The organism is Streptomyces exfoliatus, assembly GCF_000725545.1.
Lineage (GTDB): Bacteria > Actinomycetota > Actinomycetes > Streptomycetales > Streptomycetaceae > Streptomyces > Streptomyces exfoliatus.
Genome location: NZ_JNZP01000003.1, coordinates 194,176 through 216,878 on the forward strand (window position 1 = coordinate 194,176; position 22,703 = coordinate 216,878).

Genomic DNA, 22,703 nt, shown 5'->3' on the forward strand with positions numbered 1-22,703 from the left:
CCCATATGTCCGTTTTCAAATTTTCCGAAGGAAATTTTCGGCCACGTCCTCACCCCGGCCAGACAACGGCCTGCAGCTCGCTGTACGCCTGCAGCGCGTACGAGCCGACGTCCCGTCCGACCCCGCTCTTCTTGAATCCGCCGAACGGCGCCTCCATGTTCCGGCCGATCGTGTTCACCCCCACCCCGCCGGCCCGCAGCCGGGCCGCGATCCGGAAGGCACGGGCCACGTCGCCGGACCACACGTAGTCGATCAGCCCGTAGTCGCTGTCGTTCGCGAGGGCGATCCCCTCCTCCTCGTCGTCGAAGGGGACGACCACGACGACCGGACCGAAGATCTCCTCCCGCACCACCCGCATCCCGTTCGTGCAGTCGGCGAGCAGCGTCGGCGCCACGTAGAAGCCCCTCGCCAGGTCCGGGCGCTCGCCGCCCGCCACGACCCGCGCCCCCTCCTTGCGTCCCAGCTCGACGTACGACTCCACCCGGTCGCGGTGCGCCGCCGAGATCACCGGGCCGACGACCGTGCCCCGCTCCGCCGGGTCCCCCACCTTCATGAAGGCCAGATGGCCGGTCAGCTTCTCGATCAGCCGCTCGTAGATCCCGCGCTGCGCGAGCACCCGGGTCGGGGCGGTGCAGATCTGTCCGCTGTAGAAGGCGAACGTCGTCCCGATCCCCATGACCGCGGAGTCCAGGTCCGCGTCGTCGAAGACGAGCGCCGCGCCCTTGCCGCCCAGCTCCATCAGCTGCCGCTTGAGCGAGCGGCCGCAGACCTCGCCGATCGCCTGCCCGACCGCCGTGGAACCGGTGAACGACACCATGTCGACGTCCGGGGAGTCCACCGCCGCCTCTCCGACCGCCCGCGCGGAGCCGGTCACCACGTTGACCACCCCCGCCGGGACACCGGCCTCCTCAAGGGCCCGGGTCATGGCGTACACGGAGAGCGGGTCCTGCGGGGCCGGCTTCACGAGGACCGTGTTGCCCATGGCGAGCGCCGGGGCGACCTTGCCCGCCGGGTTGGCCCAGGGGTTGTTGTACGAGGTGATGCAGGTGACGACGCCGACCGGGCGCCGTACCGCCACCGCGCCGAACACCCCGGCCTTGCCCATCGGGCCCGCCTCGTTGATCTGCGGGGGCAGCGCCTGCTCGACCGGTTCCATCGCCCCGCGCGCGTACCGCCGGAAACGGGCGGCGCCCACCGCTACCTGCATCCCGCGCGCGGTGCCGGTGGTGGCGCCGGTCTCGGCGCGGGCGAGCAGCGTGTTCGCGTCGGCGTCCCTGGCCATCAGGTCCGCGGCCCGGTCCAGGATCGCCGCCCGCTCCTCCGGCTTCGTACGGGACCAGGAGCCGAAGGCCTCGCGGGCCGCGGCGGCGGCCTCGTGGACCTGGGCGCGCGAGGCCTCCGGCGCCAGACCGACCACTTCCTCGGTGGCCGGGTCGACGACGGGGTAGTGGCCGCCGTCGGGCTCGACCCACTCACCGCCGATGAAAAGCCGCTCGGTCCTCATCGCGTGCTCACCGTCCTCGTGTCACGGCCCGAGCGCAGCACGCGCCCGGGGATCGCGCCGGTCACCCGGTCGTCCCGCACGGTCTCGACCCCGTTGACCCGCACCGACACGATCCCGACCGCCCGCGAGTCCAGGCGCGGGCTGTCCCCCGGCAGGTCGTGCACGAGGGTCGCCGGGCCCGCGTCGATCCGCTCCGGGTCGAAGAGGACCAGGTCGGCGTGGAAGCCCTCGGTGATCCGGCCGCGTTCGCGGAGCCCGAAGAGCCGGGCCGGGTCGTCGGTCAGCATCTTCACGGCCCGCTCCAGGGGCACCAGCTTCCGGCCGCGCAGACAGTCGCCGAGGAAGCGGGTCGTGTACGGGGCTCCGCACATCCGGTCCAGGTGGGCGCCCGCGTCGGAGCCGCCGAGCAGGACGTCCTCGTGGTCCCAGGTCTCGCGGCGCAGCGCCCAGGAGGCCGGGTCGTTGTCGCTGGGCATCGGCCACAGGACCGTCCTGAGGTCGTCGTTGGCGCAGATCTCGACGAGGCACTGGAAGGGGTCCTGGCCGCGTTCGGCGGCGATGTCGCCGACGACGCGCCCGGTGAGTCCCTCGTTCTCACGGCTGTACGTGTCGCCGATGACGTACCGCCCGAAGTGGGCGAGGCGCCGGAAGACCCCGGCCTCCCGGGAGTCGGCGCGCCGCAGCATCCCGGACCTGACCTCCGGGTCGCGGAGCTTCGCGATCCGCTCGGGGACGGGGAGGGCGAGGATCTCGCCCCAGCCGGGGATGAGGTTGAGGGCGCAGAACGTGCCGAGCGACATGTTCATCGGGGTGAGGATCGGCATGGTGAGGGCGACGATCCGGCCGCCGGACTTGCGGGCCCGCTCGGAGGCGGTGAGCTGGCGGGGGACGCGCTCGGGGACGGAGGCGTCGATGGTGAGGACGTTCCAGTTCAGGGGCCGCCCGGCGGCGGCGGTCATCTCGACGAACAGCTCGATCTCGTCGTCGGAGAACTGGTCGAGACAGCCGGCGAGGATCGCCTCGATCTGGGTGCCCTCGTGCTCGCCGACGGCCCGGGAGAGGGCGATCAGCTCGTCGGGGCCCGCGTGCCGGGAGGCGACGGGCGCGCCGTCGCCGTCGGAGTGGGTGGACGACTGGGTGGTGGAGAGCCCCCAGGCCCCGGCCTCCATGGCCTCCTTGAGCAGGGCGACCATCTGGGCGAGCTGCTCGGGTGTCGGCTGTCCGCCGACGGCGTCGGCGCCCATCACGTACCGGCGCAGGGCGCAGTGCCCGACCATGAACCCGGCGTTGACGGCGATCCGCCCGTCGAGGGCGTCGAGGTACTCGGCGAAGGACGACCAGCTCCAGTCGACGCCCTCCTCCAGGGCCTTCAGGGCCATGCCCTCCACCTTGGACATCATGCGGCGGGTGTAGTCGGCGTCCTCGGGCCGGTCCGGGTGGAGCGGGGCGAGGGTGAAGCCGCAGTTTCCGCCGGCGACGGTGGTGACGCCGTGGTTCATGGAGGGGGTGGCGTACGGGTCCCAGAACAGCTGGGCGTCGTAGTGGGTGTGCGGGTCCACGAAGCCGGGGGCGAGGACGAGGCCGGTGGCGTCCTGGGTGGTACGGGCGGGCTCGGTCGTCGTGCCGGGCTCGGCGACGACCGCGATCCGGCCGTCGCGTATCCCGACGTCGGCGGTGAAGGCGGGGGCGCCGGTGCCGTCCACGACGGTGGCGCCCGTGATCAGGTGGTCGAGCATGACGGTCCCTTTCTGGACGTGGACGCGGGTGTGCCCCGGACCGGGGGCCGCCGCGGGGGGCCTCCGGCCGGGGCGGATACGGGGCGGCGGTCCGGGAAGACGCCACCCCGCGCTTATCTCGTGGCGGTCGGGGCGGGCCGGCGCCTACCCCTCACCACCACCCCGTTGTGTGCGGTCGCTGCACGGCGCCGACGCCCACCCAACCGTCGCCCCCGGGTGGTGGGCAGCCGTCCCGCCGGGGCGGCGCCCGATCCCGCCCGGTTGTGGGCAGCCGTCCCGCCGGGTCGGCACCCACCCCGCCCTGGCCGTCGCCACCCCCGTTGTGGGCAGTCGTTCCGCCGGGGCGGAACGGGTGGGCACAACAGGACGGCGGCCCTTGCCGGGCCTAGGCTTCCGCGCCCTGACCCGTACCCGGGTGCGGCCTGCTGCTGGGTGCGGGTCAAGGCACAAGGGGCGGAGGCGCCGCCAAGGGCGCGGTCCCGTGTGCCCACCCGTCCCGCCCAGCGGGACGACTGCCCACACGGCGGTGGGATGGGTGCCGGGCGGGGGTGGGGTGCGTCCAGCCCCGGAGGGCGAGTGCACCCGGCCCCGGGCGCGGGTGGGGTAGCGGCGGCCCGCACGGTGGTGGGATGGCGGGGGCGGCACCCTCGTCAGGAACCGGCGCCCTGGCGGAAGCGGGTCGTCCGGTGGACCGGGTCCGTGTCGATCTCCGGGATCACGTGCTCGCCGATCAGCTTGATCGAGTTCATCGTGTCCTCGTACGAGATCCCGATCGGCAACCCGAAGGACAGCTGGTCCGCCCCCGCCTGCTCCCACCGCTTGCACTGGGCGAGGACCTCCGAGGGATCGCCGCAGATCATCAGCTCCTCCTGGATGAGGAGTTCGATGATCTCGGCGGAGTACTCGGGGAGCAGTTCCGGCCACTCCGGGATGCCCTCGGGCCGCGGGAACGTGTCGTGGTAGCGGAAGAGCAGCGACTGCAGGTAGTTCAGGCCCCCGCCGACCGCGATCTCCACCGCCTTCTCGTGCGTCTCCGCGCAGATCGCCGTCGACGTCACCATGACGTTGTCGTTGACGAAGTCGCCGACCGCCTTGGCCTCCTTCACCGCGTTCTTGTAGGACTCGACGACCCACTCCATGTCGGAGACCTTCTGGACGCTGAAGCCGAGGACGCCGAGGCCCATCTTCCCGGCCATGGCGTACGAGGAGGGGGACCCGGCCGCGTACCACATGGCGGGGTGGGACTTCCCGTACGGCTTGGGGAGGACCTTGCGGGGCGGAAGCGACCAGTGCTTGCCCTGGAAGCCGACGTACTCGTCCTGGAGCCACATCTTGGGGAACTCGGCGATCGTCTCCTCCCAGATCTCCCGCGTGTGGTTCATGTCGGTGATGCCCGGCATGAACCCGAGGATCTCGTGGGTGCCGGCCCCGCGCCCGGAGCCGAACTCGAAGCGCCCGGCGGAGAGGTGGTCGAGCATGGCGACCTTCTCGGCGACCTTCACCGGGTGGTTCACCGGGGCGAGGGGGTTGAAGATGCCGGAGCCGAGGTGGATCCGGTCGGTGGCGTGGGCGAGGTAGCCGAGGTAGACGTCGTTCGCGGAGAGGTGCGAGTACTCCTCCAGGAAGTGGTGCTCGGAGGCCCAGGCGTACTTGAAGCCGGATCTGTCCGCCTGGATGACGTACTCGGTCTCCTCCATGAGGGCCTTGTGCTCGGCTTCGGGATCGGTCTCGGCGCGCTTGCCGACGTATCCCTGTACGAAGATCCCGAATTCCAAGGGAGTTCACCGTCCTCCACTGTTTCTGACGAACCGTCAGATCTCTTGATGTGCCCGACTCTCGCACCGCGCGGCAAGAGCGTCAATACCGCTACCTGACGTACCGTCAGAACAGGCTCACTCCCGCGAGCCACCCGCCGTCGACCACGAACGGCTGCCCGGTGACGTACGAGGAGTCGTCCGAGGTCAGGAAGAGCGCGAGGGCCGCCACCTCCTCGGGCCGCCCGATCCGGCCGAGCGGGACGAGCGTGCGGTACAGCGCGCCGGTGGCCGCCGGGTCCACTCCCTCCGGGTTGCTCATGGGCGTGTCGATCGCCCCCGGGCAGACCGCGTTCACCCGGATCCCCTTCGCGGCCAGCTCCAGCGCGGCGACCCGGGTGAGCCCGAGGACGGCGTGCTTGGAGGCCGCGTAGGCGCCGACCCCGGCCATGCCCGTCAGACCCGTGTACGAGGCGGTGTTGACGATCGTGCCGCCGCCGGCCGCGGCGATCTCGGGCGCGACCGCCTTGATGCCGAGGAAGCAGCCGGTCTGGTTGACGGAGACGATCGCCTGGAACTCCTCCAGGGGCGTGGCGAGCAGCTCGTTGAAGCGGAGGATGCCGGCGTTGTTGACGAGGCCGTCGATCTTCCCGAACCGTTCCGTGGCCGCGGCCACGGCGGCCGCCCAGTCCTCCTCCCTGGTCACGTCCAGGTGGACGTACGCGGCCCGCCCCTCCCCCAGCTCCTCCCGCAGCTCCTTCGCGAGCGCCTCGCCGGGGCCGTCGAGCACGTCCGCGAGGACGACCCGGGCTCCTTCCCCGGCGAACAGCCGGGCCTCCTGCTCGCCCTGCCCGCGCGCCGCCCCGGTGATCAGGACGACCCGCCCGTCCAGCTTGCCCATGTCCGCACTCCTCGGTCGGCATCCCTACAGATGGGGGGCGACCTCCGACCCGAAGGCCGCCATCTGGTCGACGAGTTCGGTACGGCTCCGGGACCGGAAACGCACCTGGATCTGGTGGACGCCCATCTCCCCGTACGCGCGCAGGGAGGCGGCGAGCTCCTCGGGCGGGCCGCTCAGGGTGCGGCGGCCCACGTCCCAGCCGGGCGATCCGACGTACAGCGGCTCGACGATCGCGCCGACGGTCAGTGGCTCCTCGATCCCGGCCTCGGAGCGGAGCCGGAGCAGCCTGCGGATCTGCTCGGGCAGCTTCTCCCGCGGGTCGCCCTGCGGCAGCCAGCCGTCCCCCTTCAGCGCGGCCCGCCGGACGGCCGCGGGCGAGGAGCCGCCCACCCAGAGCGGGACCCGCTCCTGTGCGGGCCGGGGCCGCTGCCCGAGGTCCTTGAAGGCGAACCGTTCACCCACGTGCTCCGGGTACTCCTCGGCCCCGAGGGCGGCCCGCAGCGCGTCGAGGGTCTCGTCGAGCACGGCCCCGCGCCGCTCGAAGTCGGCGCCGACCGCCTCGAACTCCTCCCGCACGTGCCCGGCGCCGACGCCGAGGACCAGCCGGCCGCCGGAGAGGTGGTCGAGCGTGGCGTACGCCTTCGCCGTGACGAGCGGGTGCCGCAGCCCGACGACGGCGACGTGCGAGAGGAGCCGGACGCGCTCGGTGGCGGCGGCGAGGAAGGAGAGCGTGGCGACCGGGTCGTACCAGACGGTGCTCATCGGCCCGGCGAGGCGGCGCGGGATGGCGACGTGGTCGCAGCCGGCGATGTAGTCGAAGCCGTGGGCGTCGGCGGCCCGCGCGACGGCGAGCAGGTCCACGGGCCCGGCGTCCGCCTCCCAGGGCTCGGCGTAGATCGCGCTCTGGGACTGGACGGGCAGTTGCATCCCGTAGACGACCATGGGGAACCTCCTGGATCTGACGCTCCGTCATCTGCGTGGCGAGCGGCCCCATGCTGGCCTCTGACGGTCCATCAGGCAAGAGGCGGGCATGTGCGGCGTCACGACCCCATCTCCGTGGAGCCGGCTCCGTAGACTCGCGTGCATGGCATGCCGCATCAGTGAGCTCGTCCTCGACTGCGCCGACCCCGAACGGCTCGCCGCGTTCTGGAGCGAGGTGCTCGGATACGTCGAGATCGAACGCGAGGAGGACGGAAGCATCGCGATCGGGCCGCCCGACGCCGGCTTCGGGGGCCCGCAGCCCACCCTCGTCCTCAGCCCCAGCACCGCACCCCGGACCGGGAAGCTCCCGCTCCACCTCGACGTCAGCGCCACCGACCGCGACCAGGACGCCGAGCTGGAACGCCTGCTCGCCCTCGGCGCCGTACCGGCCGACGTCGGCCAGACCGGCACGGAGAGCTGGCACGTCCTGGCGGACCCGGGGGGCAACGAGTTCTGCCTCCTGCGCGCCCGCGTCCAGCCGGCCTGACGCACACGCCGGACACGCACACCTGACAGACCGACACGCACGCCTGACGCACACGCCGAGGGCGGGCGCCCCCGGCTACGGGCGCCAGAGGCCGTCCGGGGTCAGGCCGAGGAGGTCGATGGCGTTGCCGCGCACGATCCGCTCGACGACGTCCGGGGCCAGGTGTCCCATCTGGGCCTCGCCGACCTCCCGCGACTTGGGCCAGGTGGAGTCCGAGTGCGGGTAGTCGGTCTCGTACAGGACGTTCCCGGCCCCGATGGCGTCGAGGTTGCGCAGCCCGAAGGCGTCGTCGAAGAAGCAGCCGAAGACGTGCCCGGCGAACAGCTCCGACGGGGGCCGCAGGACCTTCTCGGCGACCCCGCCCCAGCCGCGGTTCTCCTCCCACACGACGTCGGCGCGCTCCAGGATGTACGGGATCCAGCCGATCTGCCCCTCCGCGTACATGATCCGCAGGTTCGGGAAGCGCTCGAACTTGCCGCTCATCAGCCAGTCGACCATCGAGAAGCAGCAGTTGGCGAAGGTGATGGTGGAGCCGACGGCCGGCGGGGCGTCGGCGGAGGTGGACGGCATCCGGCTGGACGAGCCGATGTGCATGGCGATGACCGTGCCGGTCTCGTCGCAGGCACGGAAGAAGGGGTCCCAGTGGTCCGTGTGGACCGAGGGGAGCCCGAGGTGCGGCGGGATCTCGGAGAAGGCGACGGCCCGGACCCCGCGCGCGGCGTTCCGCCGGACCTCGGCGGCGGCCAGCTCCGGGTCCCAGAGCGGGATGAGCGTGAGCGGGATCAGCCGGCCGTGCGCCTCGGGCCCGCACCACTCCTCGACCATCCAGTCGTTGTACGCGCGGACGCAGAGCAGCCCCAGCTCGCGGTCGCTCGCCTCGGTGAAGGTCTGCCCGCAGAAGCGGGGGAAGGTGGGGAAGCAGAGCGCGGACTGGACGTGGTTGACGTCCATGTCGGCGAGACGGTCGGGGACCGAGTGGGATCCCGGGCGCATCTGCTCGAAGGTGATGACTTCGAGCCGTATCTCGTCCCGGTCGTAGCCGACGGCGGTGTCGAGCCGGGTGAGGGGCCGGTGCAGGTCCTCGTACACCCACCAGTCGCCGACGGGCCCGTCGTCCCCCTCGGCTCCCATGACCGGGGCGAACTTCCCGCCGAGGAAGGTCATCTCCTTGAGCGGGGCACGGACGATCCGGGGGCCGGTGCCGTGGTACCGGGCCGGGAGCCGGTCCTGCCAGACGTGCGGGGGTTCCACGGTGTGGTCGTCGACCGAGATGATCTTCGGGAAGGCCACGGGGGCCTCCTCCGCGCTCTTCGCGCCGCCCGCGCTCTCCATGTTCTCCATGCTCTCCATGGCCTTCACGGTAGCGTCGATCTGACGGCCCGTCAGCTAGCGTGCGCCAGAACGCCGAATGGGTGAGGATGCGGACGACGGTGTGAAGGCGACGTGACGGCCCTGCCACAGGCCGCACTGCGGCCGACCCGATGCTGACGGACTCCCTCCGGACAAGGCAGACTGTCCTGGGCGAAACCAGCGGTACGGGCAGGGGGAGCTATGAACCGTGAGGACGGAGCGCGAGTTCCGGTACAGCGGGCTCCGAGGACGGGCGTGGGTGCCGGCTCCGGCGTGGGCAAGGGCGCCGCGTCCGGCGCGGGCAGGGGTTCCGGCTCCGGCTCCGGGCTGAAAGCAGGCACGGACTCCGACGGTGCGGGCACCACCGTGGACACCGGCACCACGACGGACGCCGACACCGGCACCCCCACGACCCCCGGCGCCACCACCGCCTCGCTGCGCTTCGCCGTGCTCGGACCCGTACGGGCCTGGCGCGACGGCGAACCCGTGCCCACCGGATCACCCCAGCAGCGGGCCCTGCTCGCCGCCCTGCTCCTGCGCGGCGGGCGTACCGCCACCGCGCACGAGCTGATCGACGCGCTCTGGGGCGAGGAGTCGCCCTCGCAGGCGCTCGCCGCGGTCCGCACGTACGCCTCCCGGCTCCGCAAAGCCCTCGACCCGAAGGTCCTGGTCAGCGAATCCGGCGGCTACGCGCTCCGGACGACCCCCGACGCGCTCGACGTGACCGCCGCGCGGGAGCTGGCCGCGGAGGCGGAGAAGCTGCGGGCGGGCGGCGACCGGACGGCCGCCCGGGCGCGGCTCGCGGAGGCGCTCGACCTGTGGGACGGCGAGGTCCTGGCGTCCGTACCCGGCCCGTACGCCGAGACGCAGCGGGCCCGCCTGGAGGAATGGCGGCTCACCCTCCTCGAAACCCGCCTCGACATCGACCTGGAGGTCGGCGCGCACGCGGAGGCCGTCTCCGAGCTGACCGCGCTCACCGCCGCGCACCCGCTGCGCGAGCGGCTCCGCGAGCTGCTCATGCTCGCGCTGTACCGCAGCGGGCGGCAGGCCGAGGCGCTCGCGGTGTACGCGGACACGCGCCGGCTCCTCGCCGACGAGCTGGGCGTCGACCCGACGCCCGAACTGTCCCGGCTCCAGCAGCGCATCCTCCAGGGCGACACCGAACTCGCCGCCCCGGTGGAGGAAGCGCTTCCGGCCGCCGCGCCGATCGCCCGCCCGGCGCAACTTCCCGCCACTGTCCCGGACTTCACCGGCCGGGCCGCGTTCGTACGGGAACTCGGCGCCCGCCTGTCGACGGCCGAGGGCCACGTCATGGCCGTATCGGCACTCGCGGGCATCGGAGGCGTCGGAAAGACGACACTCGCCGTGCACGTGGCGCACGAGGCACGGCCGCACTTCCCGGACGGGCAGCTGTACGTGGACCTCCAGGGCGCGGGCAACCGCGCCGCCGCACCGGAGACGGTCCTCGGCTCGTTCCTGCGCGCCCTCGGCACCCCCGACTCGGCGATCCCGGACTCGCTCGACGACCGGGCCGCGCTGTACCGCTCGACACTGGACGGCCGCCGGGTCCTGATCCTCCTCGACAACGCGCGGGACGCCGCCCAGATCCGTCCCCTCCTGCCCGGCACGGCGGGCTGCGCGGCCCTGGTGACGAGCCGCATCCGCATGGTGGACCTGGCGGGCGCGCACCTGGTGGACCTGGACGTGATGTCCCCGGAGGAGGCGCTGCAGCTCTTCACGAGGATCGTGGGAGCGGAGCGGGTCCAGGCGGAACGGGAATCGGCCCTGGACGTGGTCGCGGCCTGCGGCTTCCTCCCCCTGGCGATCCGCATCGCGGCGTCCCGCCTGGCGGCCCGCCGCACGTGGACGGTCTCCGTCCTGGCGGCCAAGCTGGCGGACGAGCGCCGGCGCCTCGACGAGCTCCAGGCGGGTGACCTCGCGGTCAAGGCCACCTTCGAACTCGGCTACGGCCAGCTGGAACCGGCCCAGGCCCGCGCCTTCCGCCTCCTGGGCCTGGCGGACGGTCCGGACATCTCCCTCGCGGCGGCGTCGGCGGTCCTCGACCTCCCCCTCTGGGACACGGAGGACCTCCTGGAGGCCCTGGTCGACACCTCCCTCCTGGAGTCGGCGGCGCCCGGCCGCTACCGGTACCACGACCTGGTCAGGCTCTACGCGCGTGCGTGCGCGGACCGTGACGAACAGCCGCCGTCGGAGAAGGAGTCGGCGATGTCCCGCCTCCTGGACTTCTACCTGTCGACGGCGGCGCGGGTGTACGCGATCGAACGCCCCGGCGACCGCCTGGTCGACCACCTGGAACCGACGCGCTACGAGGGCCTGACCTTCACGGACCGCCACGAGGCCCAGGACTGGCTGTACGCCGAGGCCAACTGCCTCCTGGCCACGGTCCGCCAGTCCGCCGCGTCCCCCACCACCCTCCGTAGAGCGGTGGACCTCCTGTGGGCGTCCCTGGACCTGGCGGAGTCGGGCGCGAACTCGAAGGAGTACGAGGCGGTGGCGACGGTGCTGCGGGGGGCGGCGGGCGCGGCCGGCGACGTTCGGGCGGAGGGCCGGGCGGCCAACACGCTGGCGTACGTCCACCACTACCAGGGCCGCTTCGACCAGGCCGACCGGGAGGCCGATGAGGTCGTCCGCATGGCTCGCTCGGTCGAGGACCCGCTGCCGATCTGCTGGGCGTCCAACGCGCGGGGCGCCATCGCCCTCTACCAGGCACGTTACGACGACGGGGACAAGCACCTCACCCTGGCCATCGCCGAGTTCCGTGTGGCCGGGGACCGGGCCGGCGAGGCCGCCGCACTCTGCAACCTCTCCCGCATCCACCTCGCGACGGGCCGGCAGGAGGACGCCGTCCGCATGGCCCAGCAGGGCACCGCCATGTACGACGAGATGGGGCACGCCCTCAAGGGCGCCAACGGGCGGTACGCATTGGGCCTGGCCCTCACCGAGAGCGGCCAGCTCGCGGCCGCCGGCGAGCGGCTCCGCGAGGCGCTCGAAGTCTTCGTGGACAGCCGCCAGAGGCTGTGGGAGGGCATGACCCTCTTCCGCATCGCGGAGGTCGACATCGCGGCCGGCCGGTACGGGGCCGCGGCCGCGGGCGCGGAGAAGGCGCTGACCGTGCTGCGGGGCATCGGAGGCGACTGGCGCCGCGGCAACGTCCTCACGGTTCTCGGCCGTGCCCTTCACGGCATTGGCCAGTCGGGCCGCGCTCAGGTCTGCTGGCGGGAGGCGCTCGACATCTACGAGGAGTTGTCGGCGCCCGAGGCGTCGGAGGTCAGGGCCCTGCTGGCCCCCCTGGCCGCAGCCTGACAGCACCCCTCCGTCCGGCCGTTCATCATTCGTTTATCGCGCCCCGGCAGAGTTGTCCTCAACGATCCGTCGCGTCGGGGGGCAGACGGGTCGCCCGTGAGGTCGTCACCGCAACGCACTAGGGTGAGCGGCCCTGAGGAGCCCGTCCGACCGTCCACGGGGGAACAGCCGGACGGGCTCCACCCAGCACCACGCGAAGCCATCCACCAGGAGGGGATCACCATGGGCGACATCGACGCGAACGACCCGATCGTCAAGCCGAACAACCTGCACGCAACGGGCACCGAGAGCGAGCAGATCGGCACGAAGAACCTGCACGCCACGTCCGAGCCGGCCGATGCGATCGCGGACAAGATCCTCACGCAGAACCCGGCCGGCACCACGGCTTCGACGGACAACCTGCACGCGACGTCCGAGCCGGCCAAGTAGACCACTCCCGACGGGGAGCGGCCGCGGCGGCGACTTCGGGGGAGCCGCCGGGGCCCACCAGGGAGGTCCGGTCGACGGGGGAGCACACGGGCTCGGGGGACGCCCGGCGGAACCAGGGGGGATCCGTCCGGGCAGGGCCCGTGCGCAACGCGATCGGACCACCGAACAGGAGGGGCCGGGCATCTGCCCGGCCCCTCTCTCGTGCGCGTCCCGCGCCCGGCGGTCACGCGCCCTCGGCGCAGGCCGGGTCCGCCGGGCCCACCAGGCCGCGGGCCACGTGGTTCGTCCAGCGGACGAGGGCGGAGTCGGGTTCCTCCTTGGCGTAGCGGGTGTAGCCGTCGCCGTACGCGGGGTCCGGGGTGTAGCCGACGACGTACGTGTGGCCGGGGCGGAGGACCGGGTACAGCGGGTCGTGGCTCGTGTAGCGGCCCTGGGCGTCGCGGCCGACGCCCTGGCCGAGGATCACGTCGGCGGGGCCCTCGCCCTTCAGCGGCCGCAGGACACGGAGGCGGACCCGCTGGATGCCGCCGGTGCCGCCGTCGGTGTCGGGTTCGTAGCCGACGGTCTCCTCGACGGTGGCGTAGGCGAGGCGACTCATGGCGGCCGGGACGTACTCGTCGCGGGAGAGGTCCGGGAGGCAGAGGGCGTGCACGGGCGCCGAGCGGGTGGTGAGGGCCTCCGTCGCGGCCCAGCCGACGGCTCCGAGGACGAGCGTTCCGGCGACGGCGAGACCGGCGATCCGCATCGGCTTCATGACCTTCATGGGCTTCCTGGTCATTTCCACAGCTTCCGGTAGTTCGCCTCGTCGCGGTGCGTCGGCTCGGTCGGCGGGTTGTCGACGACCTTCGTCCACATGACGGAGGCCCAGGTGTCCGGCTTGTGGCACAGCCCGAGGGCGTGCCCGAGCTCGTGCACGGCGACGTGCCGCCGGGAGGCGCGGTCCTTGTAACGGCCGTCGAGATAGTAGGAGTTCAGGTAGATGTAGTCGACGCCCGGTTTGCCCTGCCAGTAGCCCGCGTGGCCGTCGGCCTTGGAGTAGTCCCGCCACTCCAGGTCGTTGACGCTGCCCGCGCCGTCCGGGGCGATCTTCACCAGGCCGAGGGACCAGACCTTGTGGGCCCACTTCAGGGGGTCGTTGTACTTGCTGTCGTCCTCCCAGCGCAGCTCCTTGCCGTCCACGCTGGAGTCGCCACGGGCCTCGGACTCGCCGCGTACGCAGGGCGCGGGATCGACGGCGGCGGCCGCGCCGTGCGGGCTGAGCAGGAGGGCGGCGGCCAGGGCGGCGGCGGCCGTGACGGGGCCCGTTGCCCTCATGGGGTGCTCCTCGCGCGATCCGGGGGCCGGGTTCCGGAGCGTATCCCCGGGCCCGGGGCGAGGCGGCGGGGATACGCCCGACGTCACCCGACCGGGCGAGCGCCCGGCCGTCGTCCTCGTACGTCCGGGTCAGCGGGCGTAGGAGCCCAGGCCCACCAGGCAGTACACGTACTCGTTGATCGTCGTGCCGTTCATCGTGTAGCGGTGGGAGAAGGCGTATTCGGTCTTCGGGTTGGCGTTGCACCGGTTCATGTCCGAGGTGAAGGGGAACGTCTGGATCACCTTGTAGTGGGCGTCGGACGCCGAGCAGGGGACCTCGTCGACGCCGCTGACGCTCTGCGGGGTCTCCGAGTTCGGGAGGTCGCCGTTGAGGCAGGTGCCCTTCTCGTACGGGTCGGGCTCCTCCTCCGTGGGGGTGGCCGTGGCCGTCGCCGTGGGGGCCGGGTCGAGGTCGAAGCTCGGCGGGGGCTCGTACGAGAAGGTCGGGATCGGGCCCGGGCCCCTGGAGCCGGCCGAGTCGTCGCCGTCGTCCGCCAGGAGGGACACGCCGCCGATGATCGCGCCGATCACGAAGAGGGGGATCAGGCAGCCGAGGATGCCCGACTTCTTGCCCTGCTGCGCTCCGGCAACCGTGATCCGCAGGTGGACCGTTCCGTCGCCGAGCCGGGCCGCGACGAGTTCGCCGTGGCGGCAGGGGCGGACGGTGAGGTGGGCGGGGCCGGTCGGCAGCTGGACGGTGATGATCACGCCCTGAGCTGCCTGCTGCGGGGTGAGGGTGAGGGGGATCTCTTGCGTCGACACCGGCTGCTCCTGGAGAGGGGGGAGGTGAAGGACTGCCCATATGACGTGTACACGCGGGGAGTTGGTTGCGACGCGACCGGCCTTCGGTGGCGTCACACCGCGCCGCTCAACCCCGCTCCCGCAGCTGCCCCTTCACTACCTTCCCGCTCGCGTTCCTCGGCAGCTCCTCCACGAACTCGACCTGCCTCGGCACCTTGTAGTTCGCCATCTCCCGCCGCGACCAGGCGATCAGGTCGTCCGCCGTCACCCGCGCCCCCGCCCTCCGTACCGCGAACGCCTTGCCGACCTCGCCGAGGCGCGGGTCGGGGACGCCGATGACGGCGACGTCCGCGATGTCCGGGTGGAGGCCGATGAGCTGCTCGATCTCGGCCGGGTAGGCGTTGAAGCCGCCCACGATGAACATGTCCTTGAGGCGGTCGGTGATCCGCAGGTTGCCCGCCTCGTCCAGGACGCCGACGTCGCCGGTGCGGAGCCAGCCGTCCCCGTCGATCGCCTCCGCCGTCGCCCGCTCGTCCTCGAAGTAGCCGCTCATCACGTGCGGGCCCCGCACCAGGACCTCGCCGGTCGGGGAGAGCCGGACCTCCGTGCCGGGGATCGGGCGGCCCGACGTCGTGGCGACGGTCTCGGCCGGGTCGTCGCGCCGGCACATGGTGACGATGCCGCTCGCCTCGGAGAGGCCGTACGCGGTGAGGACCGTGCCGACGCCGAGTTCGGTGCGCAGGCGCTCGACGAGCCGGAGGGGGACCACGGCCGCGCCGGTCACGACGAGGCGGAGGGAGGTGAGGTCGTGGGCCGGGCGGGCGGGGTGGTCGAGGAGGGACTGGTGGAGGGTGGGCGGGCCGGGGAGGACGGTGACGCGTTCGGCGGCGATGTTCGCGAGGACCGTGTCGACGGTGAAGACGGACTGGGGGACGATCACCGCCCCCCGCATCAGGCAGGCCAGGATGCCGGCCTTGTAGCCGAAGGTGTGGAAGAAGGGGTTGACCACGAGGTAGCGGTCGCCCTCGCGGAGACCGGCGAGCTCGGACCAGATCGCGTAGCAGCGCAGGCTCTGGGCGTGGCTGATGACGGCGCCCTTGGGACGGCCGGTGGTGCCGGAGGTGTAGATGATGTCCGACGGGGCGGCGGGGTCGATCCCGTCGGCGCGGGCGCGGACGCGGGCGGCCGGGACGGCGTCGCCCTCGGCGAGGAACGCCTTCCAGGTGCTCCAGGCCGGGTCGTCGGGGGCCGTGTCGCCGAGGACCACGACCCTCTCCAGGTGCGGGAGTTCGACTCCGGTGCGGCGCAGGGAGGCCACGTACGAGGTGCCGAGGAAGGTGCCGGTGACGAAGAGGAGCCTGGCCCGGGAGCGCTGGAGGACGTCGGCGGCCTCGGTGCCCTTGAAGCGGGTGTTCAGGGGGACGAGGACGGCGCCCGCGGTGACGGCGCCGAGGGCGGAGACGATCCAGTCGAGGGTGTTGGGGGCCCAGATCGCCACCCGGTCGCCGGCCCGGATCCCGGTGGCGAGGCAGGCGGCGGCGGCCCGTTCGACGCGCTCGCCGAGTTCGGCGTAGCTGACGCGGGTACGGCCGTCGGCGACGGCCTCCCGTGCGCCGTACCGCTCGGCCGCCGCCCGTACGAGACCGGGGATCGTGCCCCATTCCAGGTCGCCGCGCATGTCCATACCCGACCTCCACCCCTCACATGAGCTGAGCCGAACAGCTGAGCTGACTATCCGTCAGATTAGTTGTAGCCTGACGCGCTGTCAGCAATGTGCGCAGTGCTGCCCCATGAGGAGGTTCGGTGCTCAAGGACGCCACGGCCATCGTCGGAATCGGACAGACCGCCTTCGCCAGACAGCTCCCCGAGACCGAGAAGGCCCTCGCCTGCCGGGCGATCCTCGCCGCCCTCGACGACGCCGGGATCGCCCCCTCCGAGGTCGACGCCTTCGCCTCGTACACCATGGAGGAGACCGACGAGGTCGAGGTGGCCAAGGCCATCGGCGCCGGGGACGTCACCTTCTTCTCCAAGGTCGGCTACGGCGGCGGCGGCTCCTGCGCCACCGTCGGCCACCTCGCCGCCGCCGTCGCCACCGGCCAGGCGAGCGTCGGCGTCGCCTGGCGGTCCAGGAAACGGGGCAGCGGACCCCGCCCCTGGAAGAACACCGCCGTCCAGCTGCCCACCCCCGGCCAGTGGACCCGACCCTTCGGGCTGCTCCGCCCCGCCGACGAGATCGGCATGCTCGCCCGCCGCTACATGCACGAGTACGGCGCCACCCGCGACCACCTCTTCAACGTCGCCCTCGCCTGCCGCAACCGCGCCAACCAGAACCCCGCCGCGATCATGTACGAGCGCCCGCTGACCCGCGAGATGTACATGACCTCCCGCTGGATCAGCGAACCCCTCTGCCTCTTCGACAACTGCCTGGAGACCGACGGCGCCCTCGCCTGCGTGATCGTCTCCGCCGAACGGGCCCGCGACTGCCGCCGCAAGCCCGTGTACGTGCACGCCGCCGCCCAGGGCCTGCCCGCCCAACACCACGGCATGGTCAACTACTGGAACGACGACCCGCTGTCCGGGCCCGCCTGGACCGCCGCCCGCCACCTCTGGAAGCACGCCGACTTCGGCCCCCAGGACGTCGACGTCGCCCAGATCTACGACGCCTTCACCCCGCTCGTCCCGCTCTCCCTGGAGGGCTACGGCTTCTGCGGGCGCGGCGAGGGCGCCGCCTTCACCGAGGGCGGGGCCCTGGAGATCGGCGGCCGGCTGCCCCTCAACACCGGCGGCGGCGGCCTCTCGGAGGCGTACGTGCACGGCTTCAACCTCATCACCGAGGGCGTGAAGCAACTCCGCGGCACCTCCACCGCCCAAGTCCCCGACGCCGCCACCTGCCTCGTCACGGCCGGCGAGGGCGTCCCCACGTCGGCCGTCCTGCTGCGCGCCTGAGGAGCTGATCCGCCATGCTGACCCCCGTTCCCGACGAGGACGGCGCCCCCTTCTGGGAGTACGCCGCCCAGGGCGAACTGCGCGTCCAGAGCTGCGCCGACTGCGGCGAGCTCCGCTTCCCGCCCCGCCCCTGCTGCCCGCACTGCCAGTCCTTCGCGAGCGCCTGGCGGCTCATGAGCGGACGCGGCCGGATCTGGTCGTACGTCCTGCCCCACCCGCCCCTCCTGCCCGACTACGCCGCCCAGCCCGGCTACAACGCGGTCCTCGTCGAACTCGCCGACGCCCCCCGCATCCGCCTCGCCGGCAACGTCGTCACCGCCCCCGACGCCCCCCTGAACTCGGTCGACCCGGCCCGGCTGCGCATCGGCGCCGCCGTGAAGGTGGCCTTCACCCAGGTCGACGGTGTCACCGTCCCCCGCTGGCTCCTGGAGCGCGGGTGAGCACCTCCGGCGTCACGGTCGACCGCGACAAGGAGACCGGGGTCGCGGTCGTCACCCTCGACCGGGCGGAGAAGCACAACGCGATCACCCTGGACATGGCCCGCGAACTCGGCGCCGCCTGGCGGGGCTTCCGGTACGAGGACGACGTCCGCGCGATCGTCGTCACCGGGGCCGGGGGGCGGGCCTTCTGCACCGGGATCGACCGGGAGGCCGCCGGGAACGTCCCCCAGCCCTCCTCCCCGTACACCATCGACGACCCCCTCCTCGCGATCGGCCCCAAGGCGAACGACCTGTGGAAGCCGGTGATCGCCGCCGTCGAGGGCATGGCCTGCGGCGGGGCCTTCTACCTGCTCGGCGAGTCCGAGTTCCTGATCGCCGGCGAGGACGCCGGCTTCTTCGACCCGCACACCACCTACGGGATGGTCAGCGCCTTCGAGACCGTCCACATGGCCCAGCGGATGCCCCACGGGGAGGTCGCCCGGATGGCACTGATGGGCGGCGCGGAACGGATCTCGGCCCGGCGGGCGTACGAGACGGGGCTGGTCAGCGAGGTGACGGAGCCCGGCGGGGCGCTGGCCGCCGCCAGGGAGGCCGCCGCCGTCATCGCCTCGTACCCGACGGAGGCGGTGCAGGGGACGGTCCGGGCGCTCTGGTCGGTGAAGGAGACGGCCCGCGCCCAGGCACTGGCCCACGCGCCGCACCTGGTCGCCCTGGGCAACCTGCCGGGCGACCGGCAGGCGGAGCTGTTCACCCGACGGAGGACGGGATTCAGGACGAGGTAGGACCGGGGCTCAGGACGAGGTGGGCGAGGGCGTCGCGGCGGAGGCGGTGGCTCCCGGCTCCTCACCCATGTCGTAGGACCAGCACTCCTTCACCTGGCCGACGTTCTCCGGGCGCGCCATCTCCACCTCGACGGTCCTCGTGCCCCGGCGCTCGACCGTGACGTCGGTGCTGACCTGGTCCACCGCGCCGCCGTTCGCCCCCTTGAACACCACGACGATCCGGAACGTCTTCTCCGCGTCGGCGTTCGAGGTGACCTTCACCGTGGCCGTGAGGTCCGCCTTGCGGGCAGGCTTGCCCTTGCGCTTCTTCCGCGCGGGATCCACGCAGTCGACGACGGTGGTGACGACCTCCGCCGTCGAAGCGGCGGTGGGCGTGGGGGCGTATGTCGTCTCGCCCCCCGAGCCGCCCGAGCCGCCTGAGCTGCCCGAGCCGCTGTAGTCGTCGTTGCTCTTCTCGTCGCTGGAGCAGCCGCCGCCCGAGTCGTCGTCCGAGCGGCTCTTGCCGCTCTTGCTCTTCCCGCTGCCGCCGCCGCTGCCGCCGCTGCCGTGGCCGGTGTGGAAACCGGTCAGCGCGAGCACCACCACCGTGAGCGTCGCCGCGAGCTTCAGGCGTGTGCGTGCCATCGCCGCTCCCCGTTCTTCCTGTCGTGTCCGCGCCACTCTAGGGGGCGTCCGGTGCCGCGTGGCGGGCCCCCCTCACCGGGCGTAGCGTCGGGAGCGAGAGAGCCGGAACCGGCAAGGAGGCCGCATCGATGATTCGCAACATCGTCGGCTCGGTCCTGGCTCTCGTCGGAGCGACGGCCGCCGTCTGGAGCCCCTTCCGTGCCTGGTACGACGGCCGTCACGGGCGCGACTACGCGATCGACGAGCTGTTCACCGGTATCACCGACGCCAAGGCCGACGTGCTCGGCTCGATCCTCGCGCCCTTTCTCTTCGCCGCCCTGCTGACCGTCCTCGGGGTGGTGCTCCGCTCCCGGATCCTGGTCGCCCTCGCCGGGCTCGTCGTCCTCGGCTTCACGATCCTGTGGATGGTGCGGGTCGGCCAGGCCGAGGGCAGCCTCACGGTCGGCGACGGCGGCGGGCTCGGCGACGGGGTCGCGAACGCCCTCGGCGGCGGGGTCCTGCTGCTGCTCGGCGCGCTCGTCATGTCCGGCAGGACCCGCACGCACCGGGTGGACGGGGAGCCCCGGCCCACCCGTCCCACGCTCGACGGCCCGCCGCCGGACGACAGCACCCACGGCCCTGACCGGCATCCGCAGGCCTCGGCGCCGTACGCGGCGACGCAGACGTTCGACGTGCCGACCTGGGACCCGGACCGGGAGAACCCGCCGCCGCCGAAGCAGTAGGCGGGGCTCCCGCCGAAGCAGTGGGCAGGCTCCCGGCGCGGCTACCGTCCGCCCGAACCCCGGCCGGTGGCCGTGCCCTTGACCGCGTCGAGCGCGTACACGCAGCGGTCCTTGCTGCACGCGTACACGACCCCGCCCTTCGCCACCGGCGAGCCGGTGATCTCGCCGCCGGTCGCGAGCTTCCAGCGCAGCTGACCGCCGGTCGCGTCGAGGGTGTACAGGACGTGGTCGGCCGAACCGAAGTGCACCCGGCCGTCGGCGACGACCGGCGAGCCGACCAGTTCGCCGCCCGCCGCGAACCGCCACCTGGGGGTGCCGGTGACCGCGTCGAGCGTGTAGAGCGCGCTGCCGCTGCCGACGTGCACGTTGCCGTCGGCGACGAGCACCGGCTCGGTCGACTGGCGCGGCTCGGTCGCGATCCGCCAGCGGTCCTGCCCGGTGGTCGCGTCGATCGCGTACACCGTGCCGAGGTGGTCCGAGAGGTACACCCCGCCGCCCGTCACCGCCGGGCCCGGCGCGAACGCGGGCGGGGAGAGGAAGACGGCCGGCGCCTCGAAGTGCCAGCGGACGTGCCCGGCGGCGATGTCGATCGACAGCACCCGGGTCCCGGCGGAGACGTACACACAGCCGTCCTCGGCCGGGGCGACCCGGACGGGCACGCCGGCGCAGGAGGCGGCGTCGCCGACCGGGTACGACCAGCGCTCGGTGCCCGTACGGGCGTCGAGGGCCTGGAGGCGGGCATCCCGCCACACGTACACGGTGTCCCCGTGCACGGCGGGCCCCGCCTCCGGGGTCTCGAAGTCCGTCTGGGCGCCGGTGATCTCCCACAGCTTGGCGCCGTTGGAGGCCTCCCAGCCCTGCACCCCGCCACCGCGCGTGCCGGTGACGACCGTGCCCCGGTCCACCTGGAGGGAGTACACCCAGGCGTCCGTCCGCAGCCGCCAGCGCTCGCTGCCGTCGGTCGCGTCGAGGGCGTAGAGGGTCGGCCCGTCGGAGGCGTGGATGCGGCCGGAGGCGACGGCCATGGACCAGGCCACGTCCCGGGTCTTGAACTGGCGCCGGCCACTGCCGGTGTCCAGGGCGTGCACCTCGAACGAGGTCACGTACAGCAGGTCGCCGTCCACGACCGGGGTGCCCCACACGTCGTTCGACATGCGGAACCGCCACGGCCGCCAGGGACCGGCCTCCGGCGGCGGGGCCGGTTCGGAACCCTGCGAGGGAACGTGCACCGGACGCGAACCGGGCAACGGGCCGGGCTCCGCGCCGTGCGGACCGCCTCCGGGCGGACGGATCCAGCCGGTCGCAGGGCCGGCGTCGGGGCTCCGGCCGACGGCGAGCGCCGCCCGGGTGTCGGCGACCCGGGGGCCGGGGCCGATCGGCACGGTCGCGCCGCCGAGGCGCACGGGCCCTCCCGCGCTCTCGGCCGGCCCGGCATGCCGGCCACCGCCGACGGGAGCGGGATCGGCATGCCGGCCGCCCCCGCCACCGACGGGCGCGGGCTCCGGGAAGCGCGGGTCGCCGCCGTGCTCGGCGGGCTGCCGGGGCGGTCGCGGCGGCATCGGCGGCGCGGGCGGCGCCGGGGCAGGACGGCCGCCGCGGCGGGTCTCGATCATGGCGGTGGCGCTCTCCGGCAGCCAGGCCGAGGCCGTACCGCTGTCGTCGCTGCCGGGGCCGAAGAGATGGGGGGCGAGCTGCGCCTGGAGATCGGCCGGGGAGGGCCGGCGGCTGACGTCCGTCTGCATGCAGGACTCGATGAGCGGGCGCAGCTCCTCGGGCAGCCCCTCCAGGTCGGGACCCTCACGGAGAAGCATGAAGACCGTCTCGACCGGGTTGGCACCGTGGTAGGGCGCGTGGCCGGTGGCGGCGAAGACCAGCATCGAGCCCAGCGAGAAGACGTCGCTCGCGCCGGTGACGCTGCGCGAGTCGCGGGCCTGCTCGGGCGACATGTAGGCCGGGGTGCCGACGGCGACGTTGGTCATGGTCAGGCGCGTGTTGGACACGCCCGACGCGATGCCGAAGTCGATCACCCGGGGGCCGTCCTCGACGACGAGGACGTTGGAGGGCTTCAGGTCACGGTGGACCAGGCCCGCGCCGTGGATGGACTGCAGGGCCTCGGCGACACCGGCGGCCAGCCAGCGCACGGCCTGGGCCGGGAGCGGTCCGCACTCGTTCACTATCTCTTCGAGCGAGGGCGCGGGGACGTAGGCGGTCGCCAGCCACGGCACGGCGGCCCGGGGGTCGGCGTCCACGACGGCGGCCGTGTAGAAGCCGGAGACCGCCCGCGCGGCCTCCACCTCCCGGGTGAACCTGACCCGGAACAGCTGGTCCTCCGCGAGCTCCGTGCGCACGGTCTTGATCGCCACGCGCCGGCCCGAGGCCGAGCGCGCGAGATAGACCAGGCCCATTCCGCCCGCGCCGAGCCGGCCCAGCACCTCGAAGGGCCCGATACGTCTCGGGTCGTGCTGCGTCAGCTGTTCCACTTGCCTGCCACCTCCCCGTACGGGCCATGAGGGTACGGCCCCGTGGCCCTGATTCTTCCTGTCCGAGGGCCCGGTTGCGAACCCGGGGGCGGATCGGGGTGTCACGGGCGATAACGGGGTGGCCCGGTGCGGGGTGCGCCGGGCCCGTA

19 protein-coding genes are annotated in these 22,703 nt (G+C 73.0%); 7 read left to right on the forward strand and 12 right to left on the reverse strand.

Annotated elements, in window-relative coordinates:
* Positions 1-49 precede the first annotated feature (49 nt).
* From IO20_RS0105815 to IO20_RS0105835, 5 genes are all read right to left on the reverse strand, one after another.
* Positions 50-1,504, reverse strand: a complete 1,455-nt coding sequence (locus IO20_RS0105815) for an aldehyde dehydrogenase family protein (RefSeq protein WP_030546701.1) — start codon at positions 1,502-1,504, stop codon at positions 50-52.
* Positions 1,501-3,240 (reverse strand): N-acyl-D-amino-acid deacylase family protein, encoded by a 1,740-nt coding sequence (locus IO20_RS0105820; RefSeq protein WP_030546703.1) that lies wholly within the window; start codon positions 3,238-3,240, stop codon positions 1,501-1,503. Before IO20_RS0105820 ends, IO20_RS0105815 begins: the two co-directional genes overlap by 4 nt.
* Before the next feature lie 650 nt (positions 3,241-3,890).
* Complete coding sequence (locus tag IO20_RS0105825; RefSeq protein ID WP_030546705.1) at positions 3,891-5,015, reverse strand: LLM class flavin-dependent oxidoreductase; 1,125 nt, start codon at positions 5,013-5,015, stop codon at positions 3,891-3,893.
* A gap of 106 nt (positions 5,016-5,121) precedes the next feature.
* Positions 5,122-5,895, reverse strand: a complete 774-nt coding sequence (locus tag IO20_RS0105830) for an SDR family NAD(P)-dependent oxidoreductase (protein ID WP_030546707.1) — start codon at positions 5,893-5,895, stop codon at positions 5,122-5,124.
* A gap of 24 nt (positions 5,896-5,919) precedes the next feature.
* A complete protein-coding gene (locus IO20_RS0105835; protein ID WP_030546709.1) occupies positions 5,920-6,837 on the reverse strand; it encodes an LLM class F420-dependent oxidoreductase in 918 nt (305 codons plus the stop codon).
* Positions 6,838-6,979: 142 nt separating this feature from the next.
* Here IO20_RS0105835 and IO20_RS0105840 point away from each other — a divergent pair, with 142 nt between their 5' ends.
* Complete coding sequence (locus IO20_RS0105840) at positions 6,980-7,363, forward strand: VOC family protein (protein WP_030546711.1); 384 nt, start codon at positions 6,980-6,982, stop codon at positions 7,361-7,363.
* Between the two features lie 75 nt (positions 7,364-7,438).
* Here IO20_RS0105840 and IO20_RS0105845 read toward each other — a convergent pair whose 3' ends face one another.
* The gene (locus IO20_RS0105845; RefSeq protein ID WP_245684880.1) at positions 7,439-8,704 is read right to left on the reverse strand and encodes an amidohydrolase family protein; all 1,266 of its coding nucleotides are present in this window, start codon (positions 8,702-8,704) and stop codon (positions 7,439-7,441) included.
* 210 nt (positions 8,705-8,914) lie between these two features.
* Here IO20_RS0105845 and afsR point away from each other — a divergent pair, with 210 nt between their 5' ends.
* Positions 8,915-12,037, forward strand: coding sequence for an SARP-family global regulator AfsR (gene afsR / locus IO20_RS0105850; protein WP_245684874.1), 3,123 nt, complete (start codon positions 8,915-8,917; stop codon positions 12,035-12,037).
* Positions 12,038-12,259: 222 nt separating this feature from the next.
* Positions 12,260-12,466 (forward strand): hypothetical protein, encoded by a 207-nt coding sequence (locus tag IO20_RS0105855; protein ID WP_030546718.1) that lies wholly within the window; start codon positions 12,260-12,262, stop codon positions 12,464-12,466.
* Between the two features lie 223 nt (positions 12,467-12,689).
* On the opposite strand, the gene IO20_RS0105860 is transcribed toward IO20_RS0105855, so the two are convergent.
* From IO20_RS0105860 to IO20_RS0105875, 4 genes are all read right to left on the reverse strand, one after another.
* Positions 12,690-13,244 carry a hypothetical protein gene (locus IO20_RS0105860; protein WP_157850732.1) on the reverse strand — a complete coding sequence of 185 codons (555 nt, stop codon included), beginning with the start codon at positions 13,242-13,244 and terminating at the stop codon, positions 12,690-12,692.
* A complete protein-coding gene (locus IO20_RS0105865; RefSeq protein ID WP_030546721.1) occupies positions 13,241-13,780 on the reverse strand; it encodes a matrixin family metalloprotease in 540 nt (179 codons plus the stop codon). The genes IO20_RS0105860 and IO20_RS0105865 overlap by 4 nt, the downstream gene beginning before the upstream one ends.
* 129 nt (positions 13,781-13,909) lie before the next feature.
* Positions 13,910-14,581: an LppU/SCO3897 family protein gene (locus tag IO20_RS0105870; protein ID WP_030546723.1), complete on the reverse strand. Its 672-nt coding sequence runs from the start codon at positions 14,579-14,581 to the stop codon at positions 13,910-13,912.
* A gap of 106 nt (positions 14,582-14,687) precedes the next feature.
* Positions 14,688-16,238: a FadD3 family acyl-CoA ligase gene (locus IO20_RS0105875; protein ID WP_030546725.1), complete on the reverse strand. Its 1,551-nt coding sequence runs from the start codon at positions 16,236-16,238 to the stop codon at positions 14,688-14,690.
* A gap of 125 nt (positions 16,239-16,363) precedes the next feature.
* Between IO20_RS0105875 and IO20_RS0105880 the strand changes: the two genes are divergently transcribed.
* Genes IO20_RS0105880 through IO20_RS0105890 form a run of 3 tightly spaced genes read left to right on the forward strand, consistent with a single transcriptional unit; the run spans position 16,364 to position 18,728 of the window.
* On the forward strand, positions 16,364-17,506 hold the full coding sequence (locus tag IO20_RS0105880; RefSeq protein WP_030546727.1) for a lipid-transfer protein: 1,143 nt from the start codon (positions 16,364-16,366) through the stop codon (positions 17,504-17,506).
* A 14-nt stretch (positions 17,507-17,520) separates the two neighbouring features.
* On the forward strand, positions 17,521-17,946 hold the full coding sequence (locus IO20_RS0105885) for a Zn-ribbon domain-containing OB-fold protein (protein WP_030546729.1): 426 nt from the start codon (positions 17,521-17,523) through the stop codon (positions 17,944-17,946).
* Positions 17,943-18,728, forward strand: coding sequence for an enoyl-CoA hydratase/isomerase family protein (locus IO20_RS0105890; RefSeq protein ID WP_030546731.1), 786 nt, complete (start codon positions 17,943-17,945; stop codon positions 18,726-18,728). Before IO20_RS0105885 ends, IO20_RS0105890 begins: the two co-directional genes overlap by 4 nt.
* A 9-nt stretch (positions 18,729-18,737) precedes the next feature.
* Here the strand turns inward: IO20_RS0105890 and IO20_RS0105895 are convergent, their stop codons facing one another.
* The gene (locus IO20_RS0105895; RefSeq protein ID WP_030546733.1) at positions 18,738-19,352 is read right to left on the reverse strand and encodes a hypothetical protein; all 615 of its coding nucleotides are present in this window, start codon (positions 19,350-19,352) and stop codon (positions 18,738-18,740) included.
* 128 nt (positions 19,353-19,480) lie between these two features.
* Between IO20_RS0105895 and IO20_RS36275 the strand changes: the two genes are divergently transcribed.
* A complete protein-coding gene (locus IO20_RS36275) occupies positions 19,481-20,074 on the forward strand; it encodes a hypothetical protein (protein ID WP_037634718.1) in 594 nt (197 codons plus the stop codon).
* Between the two features lie 41 nt (positions 20,075-20,115).
* Here IO20_RS36275 and afsK read toward each other — a convergent pair whose 3' ends face one another.
* Complete coding sequence (gene afsK / locus IO20_RS0105905) at positions 20,116-22,554, reverse strand: protein serine/threonine kinase AfsK (RefSeq protein ID WP_030546737.1); 2,439 nt, start codon at positions 22,552-22,554, stop codon at positions 20,116-20,118.
* Between the last annotated feature and the right edge of the window lie 149 nt (positions 22,555-22,703).